Raw genomic sequence first — 19,898 nt, 5'->3', positions numbered from 1 at the left:
CCTCCGCCGGATCGAGGTTGGGGGCTCCCCGTGTTCCGGACCCCTCTCCGGACCGGCCAGGGGGAGACAGCTAGAGACCGCACCCGCCACAGGAAGTTGAGACTAATGAATAGAAGTGAACACACAGAAACCCGCGGCCGCAAAGGCCCGTTGAAGACCCGGCTTGCCATCGCGCTGAAGGCGCCACTCGCCGCCGCCGTGCTGGGGCTCGGCGCCATGCAGGCGCAGGCCGACACCCTGTGGGAAGTCTACCTGCAGGCCCTGGACAACGACCCGCAGCTGGCCGCCGACCGCGCCGCCTACGAGGCCGGCCTGGAGGCGAAGAACCTGGGGCGCTCGGCGCTGCTGCCGCAGATCAATGCCAGCGCCGATTACACCAAGACCCGCACCGATGCGGAAAGGATCGGCCAGCAGTACACCGACAGCGGCGAACTGATCACCTTTCCCGTAACCAGCGAAAGTGATATCGACAGCCACGGTTACGGCGCCAGGCTCGACCAGGCCATCTTCGACCTGCCCGCCTGGTTCGGCTACAAGCAGGGCAAGAAGGTCAGTGAGCAGGCCGCGGCGGAATTCAGCGCCAACCAGCAGGCGATGATGGTACGCGTGGCCAGCGCCTACTTCGACGTGCTGCGCGCCTACGATGTACTCGAGGCCGCCAAGGCCGAGGAAGAGGCCCTGGCCAAACAGCTGGAGCAGACCCAGCAACGCTTCGAGGTGGGCCTGACCGCCATCACCGACGTCTACGACGCCCGCTCCGCCTACGACAGCGCCGTGGCGCGCCGGCTGACCGCCCAGGACGACCTGCTGACCAGTTTCGACGCCCTGACAGTGCTGACCGGCGCCCCGCACGATACCGTCGCGCCGCTGGCGGAACACTTCGAGGTGGTGCCGCCGGAACCGGCGGAGCGCAGCGCCTGGGTGGATTTCGCCCTGACCAACAACTTCGACCTCAAGGCCGCGCGCCTGGCCGCCGACGCCTCCCGCTACAGCGCCCGTTCAGCGGCTGCCGAGCACCTGCCCACGCTGACCGGCTCACTGTCCTACGACAAGTCCTGGGAAGACGGAGATACCACCAGCGTCACACGGTTTGCCCAGCGCTCGGACAGGGCCACAATCCCGACCGACAGTGAAGCCGAAACCAAGATCGCCGCCATCACCTTCGAAATGCCCCTCTACAGCGGCGGTGGTATCAGCGCCAGCCGGCGCGAGGCGCGCAACCTGGCCTTCCAGTCCGAGGACCTGCGCAACCTCACCGAGCGCAATACGATACAGGACACCCGCGCCCTGCACCGGGCGGTGACCACGGACGCCTCCCGCGTGGAAGCCCGCGAACAGGCGGTGACTTCCGCCAGGAGCGCCCTGGATGCAACCCAGGCGGGCTACGAGGTGGGCACGCGCAATATCGTCGACGTGCTGCTGGCGCAGCGTACCCTGGCCCAGGCCCAGACCGACTACGCCAACTCCCTCTACGACTACATCATCAACACACTGAGCCTGAAGCAGGTGGCGGGCCTGCTGGCACCGGACGACCTGCAGCAGCTCGAACTCAAGCTGAACCCCTCGCAGCCGGTCACCCGCGTGGCGGAAGCCGCAGCGCCCTCGCCGAGCAAATAGGCCATACGTGGCAGTTGACCGGAGGCGGGCGCGGGCCCGTCATCGGGCAACCGCCACCTCTCCTGCCCTCCCGCGTGACCGGTGTCCATCCCATACTGGCGTCACGCGGACTATAATCCCCCCTTTTTTGCGCTGGAGCGCGGCAACGCCCTCCGGTCCGGTGCACTAGAATCAGAAACAGGATCGAGGTAGTCAATGAAGTGTCTGGTCACGGGCAATGCCGGCTTTATCGGATTCCATGTCGCCAAGCGGCTGATGGAGCGGGGAGACAGTGTCGTCGGTATCGATAACGTCAACGACTACTACGACACGGACCTGAAAGAGGCCAGGCTGGCAATCCTCGAGCAGACTGCACGCGAGCGGGTCGCGGAGTACGAGTTCTTCCGCGGCAATATTGCCGACAGGGCACTGATCGAGCGATGTTTCGGAAAACACGGTTTCGACCGGATCATCCACCTGGCCGCGCAGGCCGGCGTCCGCCACTCGATCGAACAGCCGCAGGCCTATGTAGAGAGCAACCTGGTGGGCTTCGCCAATATCCTCGAGGCCTGCCGCTATGCCGAAACACCCCACCTGACCTACGCCAGCACCAGCAGCGTCTACGGCGCCAATAGCAAAATGCCCTTCAGCGAAAACGACGGTGCCGACCACCCGCTGCAGTTCTACGCCGCCACCAAGCGCGCCAACGAGCTGATGGCCCACAGCTACAGCCACCTTTTCAAACTGCCCACCACCGGGCTGCGCTTCTTTACCGTCTACGGCCCCTGGGGCCGCCCGGATATGGCGCTGTTCAAATTCACCCGGCTGATGCTGGCCGGCGAGCCCATCCCGGTGTTCAATCGGGGCCACCACAGCCGCGACTTCACCTATATCGACGACATTGTTGAGGGTGTGATCAAGGCCAGCGACGATATCGCCCGGGCCGACCCGGACTGGTCCGGCGAGCAACCCACCCCCGCCACCGGCAATGCGCCCTTCCGCATTTTCAATATCGGCAACGGCAAACCGGCACTGCTGAGCGAATATATCGACGAACTGGAAAAGGCCCTGGGCGTGGAGGCGATAAAGGAATACCTGCCGATGCAGCAGGGAGACATTCTCGACACCCACGCGGATACCGAGCGGCTGGAAAACGCCATTCACTACAGGCCCGATACCAGCATCCGTACGGGGATCGAAAAGTTCGTCGCGTGGTACCGGGATTACTACCGGGCCTGAATTGGCCGGGGCGGCGCATTCTCTGGATGCCGGATCAATCCCGGCATGACGACCGTTCTTACTAAGGAGTGCATAAGTAGCCCGACATGGAATTTCGGACCGTATGAGGCATGGATGCCGATTACGAGCGTACACGGATGTATTCACAGCGTGTCTGAAACTTCATGTCGGGCTACTTATGCACGTATTAATAAGTCCGGGATAACGATAGCTTTCCGCTCGTCATCCCGGACTTGATCCGGGATCCAGTATTCCCGCCGACCCACTCATATTTCGGGATCACTCCTCGGCAACAGCGGCATCGTAACCACTGCGCAGCGCACTCCAGCCATCCTCATGGAAATGAAAAACCGGCAGCCGCCGGCGCAGCTTGCACAGCGAGCGGTTCAGCCGTTGCAGGTTGGCGGCGGCCGCCCGCGCGGTGAGTTTTTCCCGTATTTCACTCTTGTCGAAATCCACCAGGTAAACCCGGCCGTCCCGGGTCAACAGGATATTGCTGGCGTTGAGATCGGCGTGAAATACCTGCGCGCGATGAAAATCGGCGATGGCCCGCCCCACTTTGCTCCAGGCTTCCGCCGGCAGGGGCGCGCGGCTGAGCATTTCGGTGAGCGACTGGGAGTCCGGGATTTTCTCGGTAACAAGCTCGCCGCCGTAGGTCAGCGACGACAGTTTTTCACAGCGGGCCGCCACCGGCCGCGGTACCGGCAGACCCACGGAACGCATCTGTTCGAGCAGGTGGAACTCCTGCCACATGCGCGTCTCCTCCAGGCTGTGATACCAGTAGGAACGCTTGACCACACGGCCGGGCAGACCGCCGCGGTGATAGCGTTTGTACACCAGCTCCAGCTCGCCGTAACGGAACAGAACCGCCTGACCGCGCTTCGGGGCACAGCGGTCGCAGTGGCGCGCCAGCCATTCCCGGTCGAAAAATTGCTCGCAGTCGGTCCCTACGAGCTCGCTATCATAGAGAATTTGTGATTTTTCACCCTTTGACCCCACGCCCTCAAATTGCCGGCAATGCACTGGTAACAGCCTCGTTTTTCTGAATTTTTATCGGGAGTTCATTGTCTGCAAATGGCACTCCGGCTCCCAAAACTGGATTCCAGAACTTGAATGTTAATGCTTCAGTTTTCGTTCCAGCCGATCCAGCAACTTGAGCAGTGATGCCCCCTGCATGGGATCGTAGGTCCAGGGCACCTTCAGGCGGACGCCGCCGCGCAGCTGCAGAATTTCCTCGGCCACCGGCAGCCGCGGCGGCTCCGCGGCCTGCAGTTTTGCAACATCCGCCGCACCCATCAGTTCCAGCGGGTAGATGCCACAGCGCCGCCGCCACTCCCCGAAGCGCAGCGCCAGGGATTTCTGCTTGCCCCGGTAGGCGCGGCCGTTGGGCAGCCACATGGCAAAGGGCGCGCGCAGCCGGCCCATGCGGCAGAAGACTTTCCCGGCCTGCCGATTGTTGACCGACTCGCCCACTTCAAACTGCCAGTTTACCTGGCGCAGACGCCGGGTGCTGGCGATCAGCAGGGCGGAAAACCAGGTGCCGGTGGAACGCTTTTTCGGGTACCAGAACCACAGGTCCGAGGCCTTGTCGAAGCGGAAATCCCGATCCGCGGCATGCTTCAGGGAGATGCCGCGCACAAAGGCCGGGGAGATAAAGCCCAACTTCGGCTCGCGCTCGAAATACTGCTCGAAAGCGCGGATATCCTCCGCTGTCAGGCGACGCACCATCTGCGTATCGTCCTGCAGGAAACAGATCAGCTCGTCCTCGCCCGCCAGCTCGTAGGCCGCCTGCATATTGGCGTAGAGGCCGCCCAGCTTGTGCCCGCTGTCGGCGGTTTTGGAAATAACCCGGTGTCGCTCGCCAATCCGCTCGAGTACCGCGCGCGTCTCCCCGTCGTCGCTGCCGTCGTCGATCACTGTCAGGCGACAATCGGGGGCGCACTCCTCGATGGAGCGAATGCAGTTGTCGAGAAAGGGACCCCGATTGTAGGAAAAGACAAAGATATGCATTATTGGCGTAACTCCGGCGTTTGGCGCAGGATAACAGATCTCTATTGCCGAGCCGTTGCACCGGCTTCAGCCCCTCCGGGCCGTGCGGGTGGGTCGGTCGCTTTCCCCCGGCCGATGGTATATGCTCGCCGCCGAAACGCGCGGCCCGGCCCATCCGAAGGGCGCGCCATTGTATAGCAATCAGCAGCGCCGAGTTTGATCCAGTTCAATGAATCTGTCCCTGATACTGACCACCTACAATTCCCCCCGCTGGCTGGAAAAGGTGCTCTGGGGCTATAGCTGCCAGACGGAACTGCCGCTGGAAGTCGTCGTCGCCGACGATGGCTCCACCCCGGAAACCGCCGAGCTGGTGGAGCGCCTGCGCGGCGAGACCGGGCTGGATATCCGCCATGTCTGGCAGCGGGACGACGGTTTCCGCAAGTGCCGCATCCTCAACAAGGCGATACTCCACGCCCGGGGCGACTATATAGTCTTTACCGACGGCGACTGTATCCCGCGGCGGGATTTCCTCGCCGTGCACCGGCGTCGCGCCGAGCCGGGCCACTACCTCTCCGGCAGCTACTTCAAGCTGCCCATGAGCACCAGCGAGGCGATCTCCAGGGACGACATCCTCAGCGGCCGCTGCTTCGAGCTGCCCTGGCTGCGGGCGCACGGGCTCGGCAGCCGGCGCAAGACCATGAAGCTGAGCGCCGGCCCCCGCCAGGCTCCCTGGCTGAACCGCCTTACCCCCACTGCCTGCAACCTCAAGGGCTCCAACGCCTCGGTGTGGCGGGAGGACATCCTCAAGGTGAACGGTTTCGACGAGCGCATGGCCTGGGGCGGCCTGGATCGGGAGTTCGGTGTGCGCCTGGCCAACGCCGGCATCAAGCCGCGGCATGTGCGCTACGACGCCATCTGCGTACACCTGGACCACCCGCGGGGCTACGCCGACCCGGAGATAGTCGCGCGCAACAAGGCGCTGCGGGTACGCAGCGCCAAAGAGGGGATCATCGAGACTCCCTGCGGTATCCGGCAACTGCTGGATGCCGGCTACCGCCCCCGATCCGACGAAAAGAGCGGCTGAAAAAGCGCCCGAACAACAACCACCCGAGATACACGCTGCCCATCCCATGGACAAGAACCCGATTCAATCCAAATGGTACGACCCGCTGGTCAGCCGCTTCCTGCGCCTGGCCGCCAGCGGCTGGGTGCCGGCCTCCTGGTTCCGGAAACCGCTGCCACCGGAGAGCGAGCGGGCGGCCCGCACCGGCGCGCTGGATATCGAGATCGTCAGTCACTGCTGGCAGTACGCCCATTTCCTGGCCTATCAACTGAGCTCGCTGGCACTGTACCCGCCCACCAAAGCGACGGTGACCATGACCGTCTATTACAACGGCGAGGATGAGAAAACCCGCGCGCTGCTGGATTTCTTTTCCCGCCAGCAGGTCCCCGGCGTGACCTGGAACTGGCGCGAACTGCCGAAGCAGTCGCTGTTCCGCCGCGCCATCGGCCGCAACCAGGCGGCCCTGAACAGCTGCGCCGACTGGATCTGGTTTACCGACTGCGACCTGCTGTTCCGGGAGGGCTGCCTGGACGGGCTGGCGGACGCCCTGCAGGGGCGGAAGGATGCGCTGGTATTCCCGGCGAGCGAGCGGATCACCACCCTGCTGGCCGACGACGACCCGATGTTCGATTTCGATCTGGCGCAGTTGCGGCTGGTGGACATCGACGACTCCCGCTTCGTCGAGCAGCAGCGCACCCGGGCCACCGGGCCGCTGCAGATCGCCCACGGCGATATCGCCCGCGCAGCCGGCTACTGCGACAGCCTCGGCTACTACCAGAAACCGGCAGAGAAATGGTGCAAGGCCCACGAGGATCGCGCCTTCCGCTGGCTGCTCGGCACCCCGGGCATTCCCGTGGAGGTGCCCGGTGTCTACCGCATCCGCCATGCCAGCAAGGGGCGCTATACCGGCAGTGAGCTCAGCACGCGGATTCGCAGCGGCGTGCGCAAAGCCACCTCGGAGCTGTAGCGGGGGGCGCCGGCAATCGCCTGCGCGGCAGGCTCCTACAGACGGTAGCCGTAGCGTGCCGCGGCCGCCTCCAGGTCGCGACGGGTTTCCTTCGTCAACAGGTCCGGGGTGATATCATCCCGCTTGCGGCCACGGGTGTTTACATTGGTGGGCAGCGCCTCGAACACATCCCCAACTGCGCCCGGATCGTGCGGAAAGTCGACGCGCGTGAGTATCTCCAGCAGCACCCCGAGATCGAAATCCTCGATCCGGTAACGCATATACGGCCGCCCGCCTACGCGCGACTCCACCAGCGCATTCCAGTCGATCCAGAAACGCGCCAACAGATCCGCCTGCTGCGCCAGCGGCAGCGAGGCAAAACCTTCCTTGTCACAGCGGGGAAACTGCGGCAGGTGGCGATGGCGGAAACGGCCGTGCACCCAGCCCTTTTTCTGGCGCGAGCGGATAAATTCCAGCGGGTGGCGTAGCTGGTGAAATACCGGGGTGCCGCCGGGCAACAACGACAACAGCGGCGCCGCCTCCCAGGCGGCCTCCCCCCAGGGCGGCATACGCCACTGCAGGGGCCGCAGGCCGGCGCGGGCGAGGCATTCGGCGATACGCGAGGGTTGCCCCTTGCCGGTAAAGAATTTCTCGTGGGTGCAGGTACACCCCAGCCGGTTCAACAACTCGGCGGTATAGCTGGTACCGGAACGGCCGCAGCCGGTGATTACAAATCGCCTGGTCATACTGGAGCGGTGCTGTCGGACACCTGTACCTCTCGCGCTGCTTTCGCGCCTCCCTACGCCCGCAATCGGCGCCGCCCCACTCCCGCGACACGCCGCCATTGTATACTCCGACGTGCCCGATTGAGTCGGACACCTTCACAGATCCGGCTTAGGGTTGCGTATTGAGCGGTGTACAATGCCCCTCCAGCTCACAGAACCCCGTCTCTATGAATATGCTCAATATCGCCGATTTCAGGTCCGCACCGGTAAAGACCGATCCCTTCCCCTATTTCCACCTGGAACACTCGATCATTCCGGAATACGTCCACAGGCTGATCGACAAGTTCCCGCCACTGAAACGGGGCGGGAGTTTCAATAGCGACGATATCGAGAAACCGACCGAATTCCGCCAGCTTATCGAGCTGTTCGACAGTGCGGAAGTCCGCTCGATCATCAGCGGAAAGCTGGCTATCGACGTGATGAACAAACCCATGATGGCCACCCTGCGCGGCTATTCCCGCGCGAAGGACGGCCGCATCCATACCGACTCCAAAACCAAACTGGTCACGGTACTGATCTATCTCAACGAGCGCTGGGAGGCGGAAACGGGGCGCCTGCGCATCCTGCGCAGCGGAACCGATATGGACGATTTCGCCGAGGAACTCTCCCCCGGCCCCGGTTCCATGGTGGCCTTCAAGGTGACCGATAACTGCTGGCACGGCTACCGCAGCTTCGAGGGGCGGCGGCAATCCATCCAGATCAACTACCTCACCGGCGACGGCGTGCGGGCAAAACACCGCCTGTTCCACAGACTGAGCACCAAGCTGAAGTCCCTGTTTCGCTAGTGGGCCGTGCGTGAAGCTGTGTAACAAAGGAGCACAAGCAAAAGGCGGGAAAGCGCCGGAAGCTGGGATAGCAGCGCTATTTCAAGCTTTCTCAAATCAGGGCCGGGCGATCAGGAGAAGCGGCCTGTTACCGAATTACGAGCTCCGCTCCCACATCAGCTTTTCAACATCTCCCACCAGGCGCTCCAGGGCGCCGCTGTTCTGCTCCGCCACCTGGCGGCCCCGCTCGCCGGCGGCGCGGCGGGCGTGGTCGTCGCGCAGCCACACCGCCATCTGCTCCGCCAGTTGCCCTCCGTTCTCCGCAATCTGAATGGCACCGACATCCAGCAGCAATTGTGAAACCACGGCAAAATTGTGCAGGTGCGGGCCACAGATCACCGGCACCCCCCAGGCCGCGGCCTCGATCACATTGTGCCCTCCCACCGATACCAGGCTGCCGCCGACAAAAGCAATATCACAGGCACCGTAAAACCGCAGCAACTCGCCCATGGTATCCCCCAGCAATACCTGCTGCCCCGCTGTCGGGGCACGGCCATCACTGCGCCGACACACTTTCAGGTTGCGCTCCCGGCACAGGCGCGCGACGGCGTCGAAGCGCTGCGGGTGCCGGGGCACCAGCACCAGCAGCAGATCCGGAAAGTCCCGCAACAGCGCTTCGAATGTATCCAGGACAATCTCCTCCTCGCCAGAGTGGGTGCTGGCTGCCAGCCACACGGGCCGGCCGGACCCACCCCGCCACTGGAATGACAGCGCCTGCGCCTCGCTGACCAGGCCGGTGTCGATTTGCAGGTCGAACTTGATATTGCCGGACACCATGACCCGCTCGTCGGGCATGCCGAGCGCCTTGAACCGCTCGGCATCGGCGGAATACTGGGCCACTACCCGCGTCAGGTTGCCGAGCATGGACTGGCTGAAGGAGGGAAATCGGGCATAGCCGCGCGCGGATTTCTCGCTCAAACGCGCGTTCGCCAGCACCGTCGGGATGTCCCGTTCGGCGCAGCTTGACAGCAGGTTCGGCCACAGTTCCGTCTCCATGCAGACCAGGATGCTCGGGCGCACCGCGTCGAGGAATGGAGACAGGCACTCGGGCAGGTCAAACGGCAGGTAGTAATGCAGCAGACGGCCGTTCAGCAGCGGTTCCAGTGCATCGTGCACCCGCTGGGAGCCGGTGGGCGTGGTGGTGGTTACCAGCCACTGCCAATTGCCGTGGCGCGCCACCAACTGCTCAATCAGCGGTACCGCCGCCAGGGTCTCCCCGACGGAAACCGAGTGCACCCAGATCAGCGGCGCGTGGCTCTCCCGCTCCGGCACCAGGCCGAAGCGCTCGCGCCAGCGTCGCCGGCCCGGTCCCCGTGTCGGCACCCGACCGAAGCGTTCATTCCAGCGTTTGCGGTAGGCGGGGTCCGACCGGCCGCGCCACCAGAGGTGGAAGAGGATCAGCGGCATGGTGAGCCGGCAGAGCCAGGTATAGAGATGGAGCATCAATTCGAAAACACACTGATTGACTGTTCGGTTGGAGGCAAATTGCATCACATTGCCCCGGCGGCGTTTGGTAGTATTCTACCCCAAGTGGGGAGGCGCCCGACCCATCCCGTCCACCGACCGGGAAGTCGCGAACCGCCGATTGCACTGGCGATTCGCATGTGATCGACATCCCCTATCCAGTCGAGAAAAGGCAGGACACAACAGCAGTCGCCGATTGTCGATACCGCCGCCGGGCAGGTGCCGACCTATGACGAGAAAAACAGCCAATGAGTTCCACTCCCGATTCCCTTCACACCGCCGACTCGGCCGGATCACTGCCACAATTCCTCCGACGCGGCCTGCCCCTCTGGCAATCCAACGCGCTGGTACAGTCGCGCTCCTGGCTGCAACTATGCGCCGCTGTGGCACTGCTGATTTACGCCTTCTTCGGTATCAGCCTGGAAACGGTACCGGAAAAAGCGGCCATGCTGGCCAACCTGCTGGGCCTGGTCATGCTGGCGGTCTATGGCGGGCCGGTAAACGGTTTTTCCCTGCGGCGCTCCGCCATCGTCTGGCTGGCGGTGGCGGCCATCGTTATGGCTCTTATCTCCTGGTCGGCTTCCTGGCTGATGATTCCCGAATGGGCGGAACCCTCCTTCAAGGTACACCGGGTCACTATCTGGTTCGCCATGATTCCGGTCGCGGTCATCCTCGGCGGCCGCCAGCGCAACGTCTACCTGTTCTGGGGCTGCGCATTGCTGGGCCTGTTGCTCACTCCCTGGATATCCGGTAGCGGTGTGGCGGAGTGGCAGCGCGGGTTTGCCGGTGAGCGCATCGATTTCGGCCTGCACAATGCCCAGCACGCGGCCATGCTGTTCGCTACCGCCGCGCTGGGGATCTCCGCATTTATCCCCCACTTTCTTGGTCGCGGGCGCCGCCTGCTAGGGCTCGCCTCGCTGGTACTGCTCGCAGTCTGCATTGCCGCCGTAGTTGCGACCCAGACCCGCGGCGTCTGGGCCGGCTTTATTGCCGGCGCGCTGACCGTCGCCGCAATCTGGGTGATGGAACTGCGCAAGCTCTACCGGAGGCGCCGCCGCAGCATTTTTGCAGGCGCCATCACAATTGCCGCCGGCATACTCGCCATCGGCTACCTGGCGCTCGGGGATATCGTCAGCCAGCGGCTGGCCGCGGAACACGAAGCCCTGCAACTGCTGCAACAGGGGCAAATGGAAAAAATACCGGATACCACCAGTGCCGGTGTGCGCCTGCACACCTGGCGGGAGGCCCTCAACTGGATTGCGGAACACCCCCTGGTGGGCTGGGGTGGCAATGGCCGCAGCCTGATCTTTGACCACTCCACCAACCTGTCGGAAAGTATCAAGCAGAACTTTGGCCACCTGCACAACAGCTATCTGGACCTGTTGGCCAACTACGGCCTGCTGGGGCTGATAGTGCTGGTGGCGTTGGTGTACTGGCTGGTGAGCCGCTGCCTCCGCAGTTACCGCGCGGGGTATATCTCGACCGGCAGTTTCACTTTCTGCCTGTCTTTTACCGTGTTTTTTGCTGTAATCAACGTCTTTGAATCCTACCTGTTCTACGACAGCGGCCACCTGGTGATGGCGCTTGTGGGCGGCGGTATCCTGACCCGGATCTGGATGTCGAGACGCGCGGCCGCAAATCCGCAGGATGCGGGCTGATGCATCGGATCCTTGCCCTATAATGCGCGCGCCAAACCACCCACAACCGGAACCGCAGCCATGAAAGTCATGCAACTGTTACCCGCCCTCAATTCCGGCGGTGTCGAGCGCGGCACCCTGGATATGGCCGGCGCGCTGGTGCGGACCGGTCACGAGTCCGTCGTGGTATCCAGCGGCGGGCGCCTGGTCGAGCAACTGGAAGGGACGGGCAGTCGCCATCTCACCCTGCCGATACACAGAAAGTCCCTCTCGAGCCTGCTGCAGGTACGCCCGTTGCGCCGCCTGATCGAGAGTGAACAACCGGATATCCTCCACGTGCGCTCCCGTATGCCCGCCTGGCTCACCTACCTGGCGTGGAAAAAGCTGGACCCGAAAACCCGCCCGCGGCTCGTCAGTACCGCCCATGGTCTCTACTCGATCAACCGCTACAGCGCCATCATGGCCAGCGCCGAACAGGTGATCGCCATTTCCGGCTGCGTGCGCGACTACCTGACCGACAACTACGCGCACTACCTGAAAAAACCACCACAGGTGATCTACCGCGGCGTGGACACCAGCGAGTTTCCCGCCGACCTGCAGTTGCCGGCACAGTGGCGAAAGGATATCGAAGCGGAATTTCCGCAGTTGCGCGGCAAATACCTGCTGCTGATGCCGGGGCGCCTGACGCGCTGGAAGGGCCACGGGGATTTTATCCGGATGGTGGCGCGGCTCTGCCGCGAGCGCCAGGACGTGCACGGCGTGCTTGTCGGCGGTGCCGAGGAAAACAAACAGCACTACAAAACCGAACTGCAGCAACTGGCGGACGAGCTGGGTATCGGCGACAGACTCACCTTTGCCGGACGGCGCAGCGATATCCGCTACTGGTACAAGCAGGCATCCATCGTCTACAACCTGTCGACGCGCCCCGAACCCTTTGGCCGCACCATCATCGAGGCCGCGGCCATCGGCACACCGATTGTCGGCTATGATATCGGCGGCCCGGCGGAATCCCTGCGCGCCTGCTTTCCCCGCGGCCTGATCGACAACGGCGATCGCGAGGCGCTCTACCACAAAACCCTCGAACTGCTGGACAGCGACGCGCGGCCCGAACTGGCCCCGGCGTTCACGCTCGATACCCAGGCGCGCCGCACCATGAACCTGTACCAGTCACTACTAACGGAACATTGAGGCCCGGATTTGATCGATCTCAGCCGGCAGAAGCCCTTCGCCAGCGGCGGCAACCGCCTCTGCTATCGGCACCCCGAGCGGCCGGACCTGTGCGTCAAGGTGATGCGCAGCGGCCGCATCGAGGAACTGCGCAACCGCGCCGCCTGGTACAAGCGCCTGTCGGGCGACAGCCAGTTCGACGACAACGCGCGGGAGGCCGAGGGCCACGCGCAGCCCGCCCTGCGCAACGCCGACCCCGACAGCATCGCCTGGCAACACCTGCCCCGCTGGTACGGTATCCAGGCCACTTCGGAGGGTCCCGGCGCCGTATCCCAGTTGGTCCTCGACCAGCGGGGCGAGCCGGCCGCCAACCTGGAAACCTACCTGCAGCAACGTGGCCTCGACAAACCCATCGCCGCTGCGCTGGAGCGATTCGCCGACTGGTTGCACCGGACCCGGATGCTGACCAGGAACCCGCTTCCCCACAACCTGGTGGTGCAATGGCAACGGGCCGGCGACGAGGCATCGGAAGAGAGACCCGAGCTCTACCTGGTCGACGGCCTCGGCTGCGCCTCCTTCCTGCCGCTGGCGAAATGGTTCGAGGCCGCCGCACAGCACTATATCGAGCGCCGTATCCAGCGCATGTGGAAGCGCGTCCACTGGGAGGTTTCCGGCAGGCAGATTCCGTGGAAGGAAGCGGAGCGCCGGTAGCTCTAACTCAAGTCTTGGGGTCCGCTGCGCCTGAAGGCGGCACAAGTCAGTGTGGGGTGCACCTTTCTGGGACTGTCTGCGAGAGGGACCTCGCGGACAAGCCTACGGGGACGTATATACGGCGGGGGCGCCTAGCCGTGTCCCAGAAAGGCGCACCCCACACTGGCTCCCGGATCTAAACACCGAAGCTTGAGCAGCTAACCTAGTGCTGCCAAGAACGCCCCGATCGACTCGCGCCACTGCGCCGCCCCGCGGGCCACTTCCGCTGCCTTCTCCCCCATCCGCCGCCGCGCGGCCGGATCGTCGAGCAATTGCAGGATCCGGGCACTGACATCAGCCGGGTCGGCACCGTCGCACAGCAGCCCCGTTTCCCCATCGGTTACGGCATCCGCGGCGCCACCTTCGCGCCCGGCCAGCGCCGGTACGCCGTACCAGTTGGCCTCCCGGTAGACGATACCGAATCCCTCGACGGAATCCCCCTCGCGGCGCGCCGGCATCGCGAACAGGTCCGACAGCGAATAGAGGGCCGCCTTGTCCGCGTCATCGATCCCCCCCAGGAAATGCACCGCATCCGCCACGCCCTCGGCGGCGGCGAGCCCCTCCAGGCGGGCGCGGTCGTCGCCCCCGCCCGCTACGAGATACACTGCCTGCGGGTATCTGTCGCGAATGGCCGGCAGCGCGCGGATCACCATATCCACGCCCTTGCGGGGCTCCAGCCGGGCCAGGGTAAACAGCACCGGCCCGCCGTCGCCGATCCTCGCCCTCAACGCCGCGACCTTTTCCGGATCCGGTTGGGGCTGGGGACCGATCGGGGGATTGATCACGGTGATTCGACTTTCATCCGCCAGGTAGGGCTTCACCAGCGACGCCGTGTAGACGGAATTGGCAATCACGGTATCGGCGGCAGCCAGCGTGCGGCGAATGCGCTCGTACTTCCGGGGTGAGGGATTAACGGGAAATTCCATGCCATGGGAGAGTATCACCAGGGGAATCCCGAGTTCGGGTAACAGTTCGGCGCTTTTCCAGGAATCGGCAAATACCCCCTGCACGCCGCCTGCACGCACTGTTGCCGCCACCACGGCCGCCTTGCGGCGGCGCCACCAGAAGCGCCAGCCGCCGAAACGGCGAATACGGTAACGCGTTGCCTCCAGCGGCGCGCCACCGTCGAGGATGGGACCGGTGAACACGGACACCCGCTGCCCCCGCCCGGCCAGTTCCTCCGCCAGGCCACCCATCAGGTTTTCCATACCGCCGCGGTCGGGGGGAAAATTCTGCGTGGTAATCAGGATCACGGACACCTCCGGGCGCGACGCTCCGGCGGGATATCAAATACGGGGATCAACGACTCCTCCATCCAGCCAGCCACAGCGGCGCAGCAGCGCCCGGGCACAGTGATAGTACTGGTTCAGTGCTTCCCGCTGCCGACTCCAGGGGCGTCGGGCGTCGGCGACGCGATCGGTGACCAACTCCTGGTCCACCAGGCGTTGCATGGCGCTGCGCACCTTGTTGACGCGGTGGCGACTGGGCAGCTGCAGCACCCCCACACGGGCCTCGCTCTGCAGCGCCTCGAAGACCATGGAAATACTGTCGCCGGTCACCCACACCTGCTCCGCGCGCGCCAGCTGTCGCGGCAGCCAGTCCGGCGGGCAATGGCGCCAGCCCTGCACCCGCGCGCCGCTCGCGGAAACCCGCTCCAGCGCCCCGGCCGGCGTGCGGCGGCTGTCGGAAACCAGCCAGTCGACCGGGGCCGACAGCAGCTCCGCCACCTGCCGCTCCACCAGTTGAGCGTCCCAGCGGAAGTGCTTGCTGGGCCCGCCCAGCAGCAGCAGGCCGGCCCCCGGCTGCATGTCGCCACGGGGCAGCGGCTCGGTCAGCGCCCCCCGGCTCAGGATCACATTCTCCAGCGCCGCCGGGCGGTCGTGCTCGGGCGCGATGGCGTAATCGAAACAGCGGATCGGCAGCGTCGGCCGGTTGATCGCCACACTGATGCCGCCGAACCAGCGCTTGGCCAGCAGCACCGGCCAGTGGCTGCGGCGCCCGGCGCCGAACAGCAGGTCGGGCCGCGGCAGCCGGCGCAGCGAATCGGCGAAAGCCGGGCGCAGCGCGGCCAGCGAGCCCGGCTCGCGAATCTCACAACAGGTGACCTCGCCGACGCACTCGCGCAGGCCGGCGAGCAGCGCCGCGCTCTGCTTTTCGTGCGCGCGATTGCCATCGAGAAAACGCCAGACCGTCAGCCGCAATTGGGGACCCCGGAGCATTGAATTTGACAGCGCCCGGGCCCGGGCGCGAAGGGAGGCCATGCTACCCCAAGCCCAGACGCGGTTGAAGCCCCGCCGGGCTGCTTTATAATTTGCTCCCCGTATTCAGCCGCTGCCCGCGGTTGCGGTCGACCCGCCCGATACCGCGGCGTCCATTTTCAGCCAGCGGCTCCAGCCCCTATGCGAATTATCCACGTCGACAATCACCAGCAGCGAAAATACGGCCACACCAGTGTCAGCTGGGCGCTCAAGCTCTACACCGGACTGGTGCGCGCCGGAAACAATGTGCTGGCCTTCAGCGACCGCGATGTGGCCGCCTACGAGGCGCCGCTGCGTATCCGCGAACTGGCCAGCCGCCGGAAAATCAACCGCCGCCTCCTGCAGGCCGTCGAGGCTTTCGAGCCGGATCTGGTGATTTTTGGCCACTGCGACCTGATCGACAACGACACCTTCAGCGAAATCCGCCGGCTGCGCCCCCAGACGGTCATCGCCGGCTGCAACAACGACCCGCTGTTCGTGCCGCGCAATGCCGACAGTATCGCCAGGCGCTGCGAAATTGCCGATGCCATGTTCGTGTCCACCGGCAGCTCGGAACTGGCACCCTACGCGGGCCGGCGGGCGAAGCTCCACCATATGCCCAACCCGGTGGATCCATCTGTGGAAACGGCCGATTCCAGTGTGCACACAGACCTGCCGGTGGACCTGTTGTTCTGCAGCAAGTCACAGGCCCATACCGAACGCGGGCAACTGGTGCGCGACCTGAAAGCGCAACTGCCGGCGGACTTCGAGTTCCGCACGCCGGGCATGTTCGGACAGCCGGCCCTGTGGGGCCGCGACTACGACCATATCCTCGCCGACAGCAAAATGGGGCTGAACTTGAACCGGCAGGAGGGCTACCGCTGGTACTCATCCGCACGCATGGCGCAGATGGCCGGCAACGGGCTGCTGGTATTCACCCACGCGGCGGCGCACCTCGAGGACTTTATGCCGGAGGAGACCCTGGTGTACTTCGACAGCGAGGCAGCGCTACTCGAGCAACTGCGGGAATTCCACCACGACGACGACAAGCGCCGCCACTGGGCCGGCCGCTGCCGGGAATTCTTCCACCGGGAAATCAACAATACCCTCTACGCTCGCTACATCGTGGAAAGCGCCATGGAGCTGCCGTACAGTCACGACTATGTCTGGGCCCGGCATCCGGTACAATAGCGATTCGCGGCTCCGCGCCCGGAACAACTGAACTCAAGCTTCTAAGTTCGAAATGCTTTTCGGTGCCACGAGCCGGGGCGGGGAGCGCCTTTCCGGGACTGTCTGCGAGAGGGACCTCGCAGACAACCTACGACCGCCATGGATGGCGGAAGTGCAGTTTTTGCAGGAGCAAAAAACTGCCAGGGACGTATTCACGGCGTGTCCCGGAAAGGCGCTCCCCGCCCCGGCCGCCGAAACTAGAGAACTGAACACAACCGGTCGGATGCGGTCCGACTGAAAACCCATCGACAACCAGAGTCATTCGGTTGACTACTCCCCTCTTTAAGAAGGGGGATTCCCAATTCATCAAGAACAGGACATAGAGACCGGCTCCATGCCACTTACATTCTCTCCAAGGGCTAACACCGCCAGCCCGGCGGCTTTGATATTGATCGCGGCGTTCACATCGCGATCATGGTCCACTGAGCATTCAGGGCAGGTCCAGGAGCGGATGTGCAACGGTAGCGATTCGGTGATATACCCGCAGCCCGAGCAGCGTTTACTGGACGGATACCACGGGTCGATGGCCACCAGTCGGCGCCCCGCCCAGGCGGCCTTGTACGCAAGCTGGCGAACGAACTCTCCCCAGCCCGCATCGTTGATCGACTTGGCTAGACTGGGGTTGCGCACCATGTTCTTCACTTTCAGGGATTCGACGCAGATCACTTGGTTCTCGTTGACGATCTTACGGGACAGCCAATGCAGGCGGTCCATCCGGCAATCGGAGATCTTGGCGTGAAGACGGGCCACTTTCTGCCGGGCCTTGGCACGGTTTTTCGAGCCGAGCTTTTTCTTGCTCAGGCGACGCTGCGCCTTGGCCAGTCTAGCTGCGTATTTCGCTGTGTGGCGGGGATTGCCGATTCGTTCTCCCCGGTCGGTGACGAACAAGTCTTTCAGTCCGAGATCGATGCCGGTCATCCGTGGGGTGACGGACAGCGACTCAGGCTCGAATTCACACAGGCAAGAGACAAAGTACCGGCCCGCGGAGTCCCTGGAAACAGTGACGGTACTGGGCGCACTCGGCAGCTCTCGGCTCCAGCGTATGTCGAGTGGCACCTTGGATTTGGCCAGGAACAATTGCCCATCGCGGTACTTGAAGGCCGACCGAGTGAACTCAGCCGACTGGCGGTGCCGCTTGCGCTTGAAGCGTGGATATCCGGCGCGGCCTTCATAGAAGTTCTTGAACGCGGTCTGCTGATGGCGAAGACACTGCTGCAGCGGTACCGAGCTGACATCACGAAGAAAGGCCATGCCCTCAGCCTTTTTCATCCTGGACAGGCAGGTATTCGCTGCGGTGAAGCCAATCTTGTCTTTGCGCTCACTGAAGGCATCGGTACGATAGCGAAGTACCGCGTTGTAGACGAAGCGCACACAACCAAACGTCTGAGCCAGCAGCTGTTTCTGCTCAGAAGTCGGGTAGAAACGGTACTTGTAGGCGCGTTTCGTCATGCGCTCTATAGTAACCAACTACTGTATAGATAGCCAGTTAAAGAAGGAGGCAGCGAGTAATGGGGCGCCAGACGGCGCCGCGCTATCCCTCCCCGCACTCAAGTACGGGGTTTCTCGCGCAAAATCTGATGAACGTTACTGTTTTTGGCACAGGCTATGTCGGCCTAGTACAGGCCGCAGTGCTGGCGGAAGCCGGCAACAAGGTGGTCTGCATCGATATCGACGAGGACAAGGTGGCGCGCCTGACCCAGGGCCATATCCCCATCTACGAGCCCGGCCTGGAGCCGCTGGTGGAAAACAGCATCGCCGCAGGCAACCTGAGCTTCTCCACCGACGCCGCCCACGGCGTCGCGCACGGCGAACTGATCTTTATCGCCGTGGGCACGCCCCCGGATGAGGATGGCTCCGCGGACCTGCGCCATGTGCTGACAGTGGCCGCCACCATCGCCGGCCATATGGACGAGAAGAAATTCATCATCACCAAATCCACCGTGCCCGTCGGCACCGCCGACAAGGTACGCACTGCGGTGGAGGGCAAACTGGCCGAACGCGGGCGGTCGGATCTGGACTTCGATGTGATCTCCAACCCGGAATTCCTCAAGGAGGGTTCCGCGGTCGCCGACTGCATGAAGCCGGACCGCATCATCATCGGCACCTCGGATGACGAATCCGAACAGAAGTTGCGCCAGCTCTACGCCCCCTTCAACCGCAACCACGACCGGATCCTGGTGATGGATGTGAAGAGCGCGGAGCTGACCAAGTACGCCGCCAATTGCATGCTGGCCACCAAGATCAGCTTCATGAACGAGATGGCCAATATCGCCGACCGTATGGGCGCGGATATCGAGGCGGTGCGCCAGGGCATCGGCTCGGACCCGAGGGTGGGTTACCACTTCATCTACCCGGGTATCGGTTACGGCGGCTCCTGCTTTCCCAAGGACGTCAAGGCTCTGATCTCATCCGCGCGCGAAATGGACCTGCCGGCGGAAATCCTGACTTCGGTAGAATCCTGTAACGAGCGACAGAAACACTATCTGGTAAACAAGGTAGAGGCACACTTCGCTGGAGAACTGGCCGGCAGGACTTTCGCCCTCTGGGGGCTGTCGTTCAAGCCCAACACCGACGATATGCGCGAGGCGCCGGCGCGGGTACTGATGGAGCGGCTGTGGGAACAGGGCGCACGAGTGCAGGCCTTCGACCCCGAGGCCATGGACGAATGCCGCCGCATCTACGGCGCCCGCGACGATCTGCAACTGTGCGGCAGCAAGGAGGAGGCGCTGGACGGCGCCGATGCCCTGATCGTGGCCACGGAGTGGCAACAGTTCAAGGCCATCGACATCCCATCCGTTAAATCGGCGCTGAAACAGCCGGTGGTGTTCGACGGCCGCAACCTCTACGACCCGCAACAGCTGGTCGGTGCCGGCATCGAATACTATTGTGTCGGCCGCCCGCAGCGCTGATTGCCCCTACAGCGGCTTATTCAGCCAGCCCGGTGGATGGGCAAAGCGCAGGCAGAGAATTG

At 63.8% G+C, this 19,898-nt stretch carries 17 protein-coding genes; 10 read left to right on the top strand and 7 right to left on the bottom strand.

From position 1 onward, the window contains the following. Positions 1 to 105: 105 nt before the first annotated feature. Positions 106 to 1,617, top strand: coding sequence for a TolC family outer membrane protein (locus OQE62_RS09485; protein WP_265721785.1), 1,512 nt, complete (start codon positions 106 to 108; stop codon positions 1,615 to 1,617). A gap of 195 nt (positions 1,618 to 1,812) precedes the next feature. Continuing rightward, on the top strand, positions 1,813 to 2,835 hold the full coding sequence (locus tag OQE62_RS09480) for an NAD-dependent epimerase (protein WP_265721784.1): 1,023 nt from the start codon (positions 1,813 to 1,815) through the stop codon (positions 2,833 to 2,835). A gap of 279 nt (positions 2,836 to 3,114) precedes the next feature. Here OQE62_RS09480 and OQE62_RS09475 read toward each other — a convergent pair whose 3' ends face one another. Together OQE62_RS09475 and OQE62_RS09470 are read right to left on the bottom strand one after the other, a co-directional pair. Further along, positions 3,115 to 3,834, bottom strand: coding sequence for a 3-deoxy-D-manno-octulosonic acid kinase (locus OQE62_RS09475; protein WP_265721783.1), 720 nt, complete (start codon positions 3,832 to 3,834; stop codon positions 3,115 to 3,117). A gap of 117 nt (positions 3,835 to 3,951) precedes the next feature. Next, positions 3,952 to 4,845, bottom strand: a complete 894-nt coding sequence (locus tag OQE62_RS09470) for a glycosyltransferase family 2 protein (RefSeq protein WP_265721782.1) — start codon at positions 4,843 to 4,845, stop codon at positions 3,952 to 3,954. Between the two features lie 208 nt (positions 4,846 to 5,053). Here OQE62_RS09470 and OQE62_RS09465 point away from each other — a divergent pair, with 208 nt between their 5' ends. Together OQE62_RS09465 and OQE62_RS09460 are read left to right on the top strand one after the other, a co-directional pair. Then, positions 5,054 to 5,908: a glycosyltransferase family 2 protein gene (locus OQE62_RS09465; protein ID WP_265721781.1), complete on the top strand. Its 855-nt coding sequence runs from the start codon at positions 5,054 to 5,056 to the stop codon at positions 5,906 to 5,908. A 46-nt stretch (positions 5,909 to 5,954) separates the two neighbouring features. After that, a complete protein-coding gene (locus tag OQE62_RS09460; RefSeq protein ID WP_265721780.1) occupies positions 5,955 to 6,854 on the top strand; it encodes a glycosyltransferase family A protein in 900 nt (299 codons plus the stop codon). A gap of 35 nt (positions 6,855 to 6,889) precedes the next feature. Here OQE62_RS09460 and OQE62_RS09455 read toward each other — a convergent pair whose 3' ends face one another. Then, positions 6,890 to 7,579, bottom strand: coding sequence for a hypothetical protein (locus OQE62_RS09455; RefSeq protein WP_265721779.1), 690 nt, complete (start codon positions 7,577 to 7,579; stop codon positions 6,890 to 6,892). Between the two features lie 206 nt (positions 7,580 to 7,785). On the opposite strand from OQE62_RS09455, the gene OQE62_RS09450 reads away from it, so the two are divergent. Next, complete coding sequence (locus OQE62_RS09450) at positions 7,786 to 8,403, top strand: 2OG-Fe(II) oxygenase (protein ID WP_265721778.1); 618 nt, start codon at positions 7,786 to 7,788, stop codon at positions 8,401 to 8,403. Positions 8,404 to 8,538: 135 nt separating this feature from the next. Here OQE62_RS09450 and waaA read toward each other — a convergent pair whose 3' ends face one another. Beyond that, entirely contained in the window at positions 8,539 to 9,885 is a 1,347-nt protein-coding gene (gene waaA, locus OQE62_RS09445; protein WP_265721777.1) for a lipid IV(A) 3-deoxy-D-manno-octulosonic acid transferase, read from the bottom strand. Between the two features lie 269 nt (positions 9,886 to 10,154). Between waaA and OQE62_RS09440 the strand changes: the two genes are divergently transcribed. The 3 genes from OQE62_RS09440 to OQE62_RS09430 are packed head-to-tail and all read left to right on the top strand — an operon-like array spanning position 10,155 to position 13,421. Beyond that, positions 10,155 to 11,564, top strand: coding sequence for an O-antigen ligase family protein (locus OQE62_RS09440; RefSeq protein ID WP_265721776.1), 1,410 nt, complete (start codon positions 10,155 to 10,157; stop codon positions 11,562 to 11,564). 60 nt (positions 11,565 to 11,624) lie between these two features. Further along, entirely contained in the window at positions 11,625 to 12,731 is a 1,107-nt protein-coding gene (locus OQE62_RS09435; protein ID WP_265721775.1) for a glycosyltransferase family 4 protein, read from the top strand. 9 nt (positions 12,732 to 12,740) lie between these two features. Continuing rightward, positions 12,741 to 13,421: a YrbL family protein gene (locus OQE62_RS09430; protein WP_265721774.1), complete on the top strand. Its 681-nt coding sequence runs from the start codon at positions 12,741 to 12,743 to the stop codon at positions 13,419 to 13,421. Between the two features lie 197 nt (positions 13,422 to 13,618). On the opposite strand, the gene OQE62_RS09425 is transcribed toward OQE62_RS09430, so the two are convergent. Next, positions 13,619 to 14,713 carry a glycosyltransferase family 4 protein gene (locus tag OQE62_RS09425; RefSeq protein ID WP_265721773.1) on the bottom strand — a complete coding sequence of 365 codons (1,095 nt, stop codon included), beginning with the start codon at positions 14,711 to 14,713 and terminating at the stop codon, positions 13,619 to 13,621. 33 nt (positions 14,714 to 14,746) lie between these two features. Beyond that, a complete protein-coding gene (locus OQE62_RS09420; RefSeq protein WP_265721772.1) occupies positions 14,747 to 15,661 on the bottom strand; it encodes an ELM1/GtrOC1 family putative glycosyltransferase in 915 nt (304 codons plus the stop codon). A gap of 198 nt (positions 15,662 to 15,859) precedes the next feature. Between OQE62_RS09420 and OQE62_RS09415 the strand changes: the two genes are divergently transcribed. After that, the gene (locus OQE62_RS09415) at positions 15,860 to 16,888 is read left to right on the top strand and encodes a glycosyltransferase family protein (RefSeq protein ID WP_265721771.1); all 1,029 of its coding nucleotides are present in this window, start codon (positions 15,860 to 15,862) and stop codon (positions 16,886 to 16,888) included. 345 nt (positions 16,889 to 17,233) lie between these two features. Here the strand turns inward: OQE62_RS09415 and OQE62_RS09410 are convergent, their stop codons facing one another. After that, positions 17,234 to 18,376, bottom strand: coding sequence for an RNA-guided endonuclease InsQ/TnpB family protein (locus OQE62_RS09410; protein WP_265721770.1), 1,143 nt, complete (start codon positions 18,374 to 18,376; stop codon positions 17,234 to 17,236). A 128-nt stretch (positions 18,377 to 18,504) separates the two neighbouring features. On the opposite strand from OQE62_RS09410, the gene OQE62_RS09405 reads away from it, so the two are divergent. Continuing rightward, on the top strand, positions 18,505 to 19,836 hold the full coding sequence (locus tag OQE62_RS09405) for a UDP-glucose dehydrogenase family protein (protein WP_265721769.1): 1,332 nt from the start codon (positions 18,505 to 18,507) through the stop codon (positions 19,834 to 19,836). Positions 19,837 to 19,898: the final 62 nt, after the last annotated feature.

It is taken from the genome of Microbulbifer halophilus (assembly GCF_026183675.1).
GTDB classification, from domain to species: domain Bacteria; phylum Pseudomonadota; class Gammaproteobacteria; order Pseudomonadales; family Cellvibrionaceae; genus Microbulbifer; species Microbulbifer halophilus.
Note: the sequence above shows the minus strand (reverse complement) of the source record. Positions and strands in the feature narration are given on the sequence as shown.

What these genes read in the sequence shown, in the direction of transcription:
- OQE62_RS09485 (WP_265721785.1), top strand. Translation starts at nt 106, where the DNA reads ATGAATAGAAGTGAACACACAGAAACCCGCGGCCGCAAAGGCCCGTTG.
- OQE62_RS09480 (WP_265721784.1), top strand. Translation starts at nt 1,813, where the DNA reads ATGAAGTGTCTGGTCACGGGCAATGCCGGCTTTATCGGATTCCATGTC.
- OQE62_RS09470 (WP_265721782.1), bottom strand. Translation starts at nt 4,845, where the DNA reads ATGCATATCTTTGTCTTTTCCTACAATCGGGGTCCCTTTCTCGACAAC.
- OQE62_RS09465 (WP_265721781.1), top strand. Translation starts at nt 5,054, where the DNA reads ATGAATCTGTCCCTGATACTGACCACCTACAATTCCCCCCGCTGGCTG.
- OQE62_RS09460 (WP_265721780.1), top strand. Translation starts at nt 5,955, where the DNA reads ATGGACAAGAACCCGATTCAATCCAAATGGTACGACCCGCTGGTCAGC.
- OQE62_RS09455 (WP_265721779.1), bottom strand. Translation starts at nt 7,579, where the DNA reads ATGACCAGGCGATTTGTAATCACCGGCTGCGGCCGTTCCGGTACCAGC.
- OQE62_RS09450 (WP_265721778.1), top strand. Translation starts at nt 7,786, where the DNA reads ATGAATATGCTCAATATCGCCGATTTCAGGTCCGCACCGGTAAAGACC.
- waaA (WP_265721777.1), bottom strand. Translation starts at nt 9,885, where the DNA reads ATGCTCCATCTCTATACCTGGCTCTGCCGGCTCACCATGCCGCTGATC.
- OQE62_RS09440 (WP_265721776.1), top strand. Translation starts at nt 10,155, where the DNA reads ATGAGTTCCACTCCCGATTCCCTTCACACCGCCGACTCGGCCGGATCA.
- OQE62_RS09435 (WP_265721775.1), top strand. Translation starts at nt 11,625, where the DNA reads ATGAAAGTCATGCAACTGTTACCCGCCCTCAATTCCGGCGGTGTCGAG.
- OQE62_RS09415 (WP_265721771.1), top strand. Translation starts at nt 15,860, where the DNA reads ATGCGAATTATCCACGTCGACAATCACCAGCAGCGAAAATACGGCCAC.
- OQE62_RS09410 (WP_265721770.1), bottom strand. Translation starts at nt 18,376, where the DNA reads ATGACGAAACGCGCCTACAAGTACCGTTTCTACCCGACTTCTGAGCAG.
- OQE62_RS09405 (WP_265721769.1), top strand. Translation starts at nt 18,505, where the DNA reads ATGAACGTTACTGTTTTTGGCACAGGCTATGTCGGCCTAGTACAGGCC.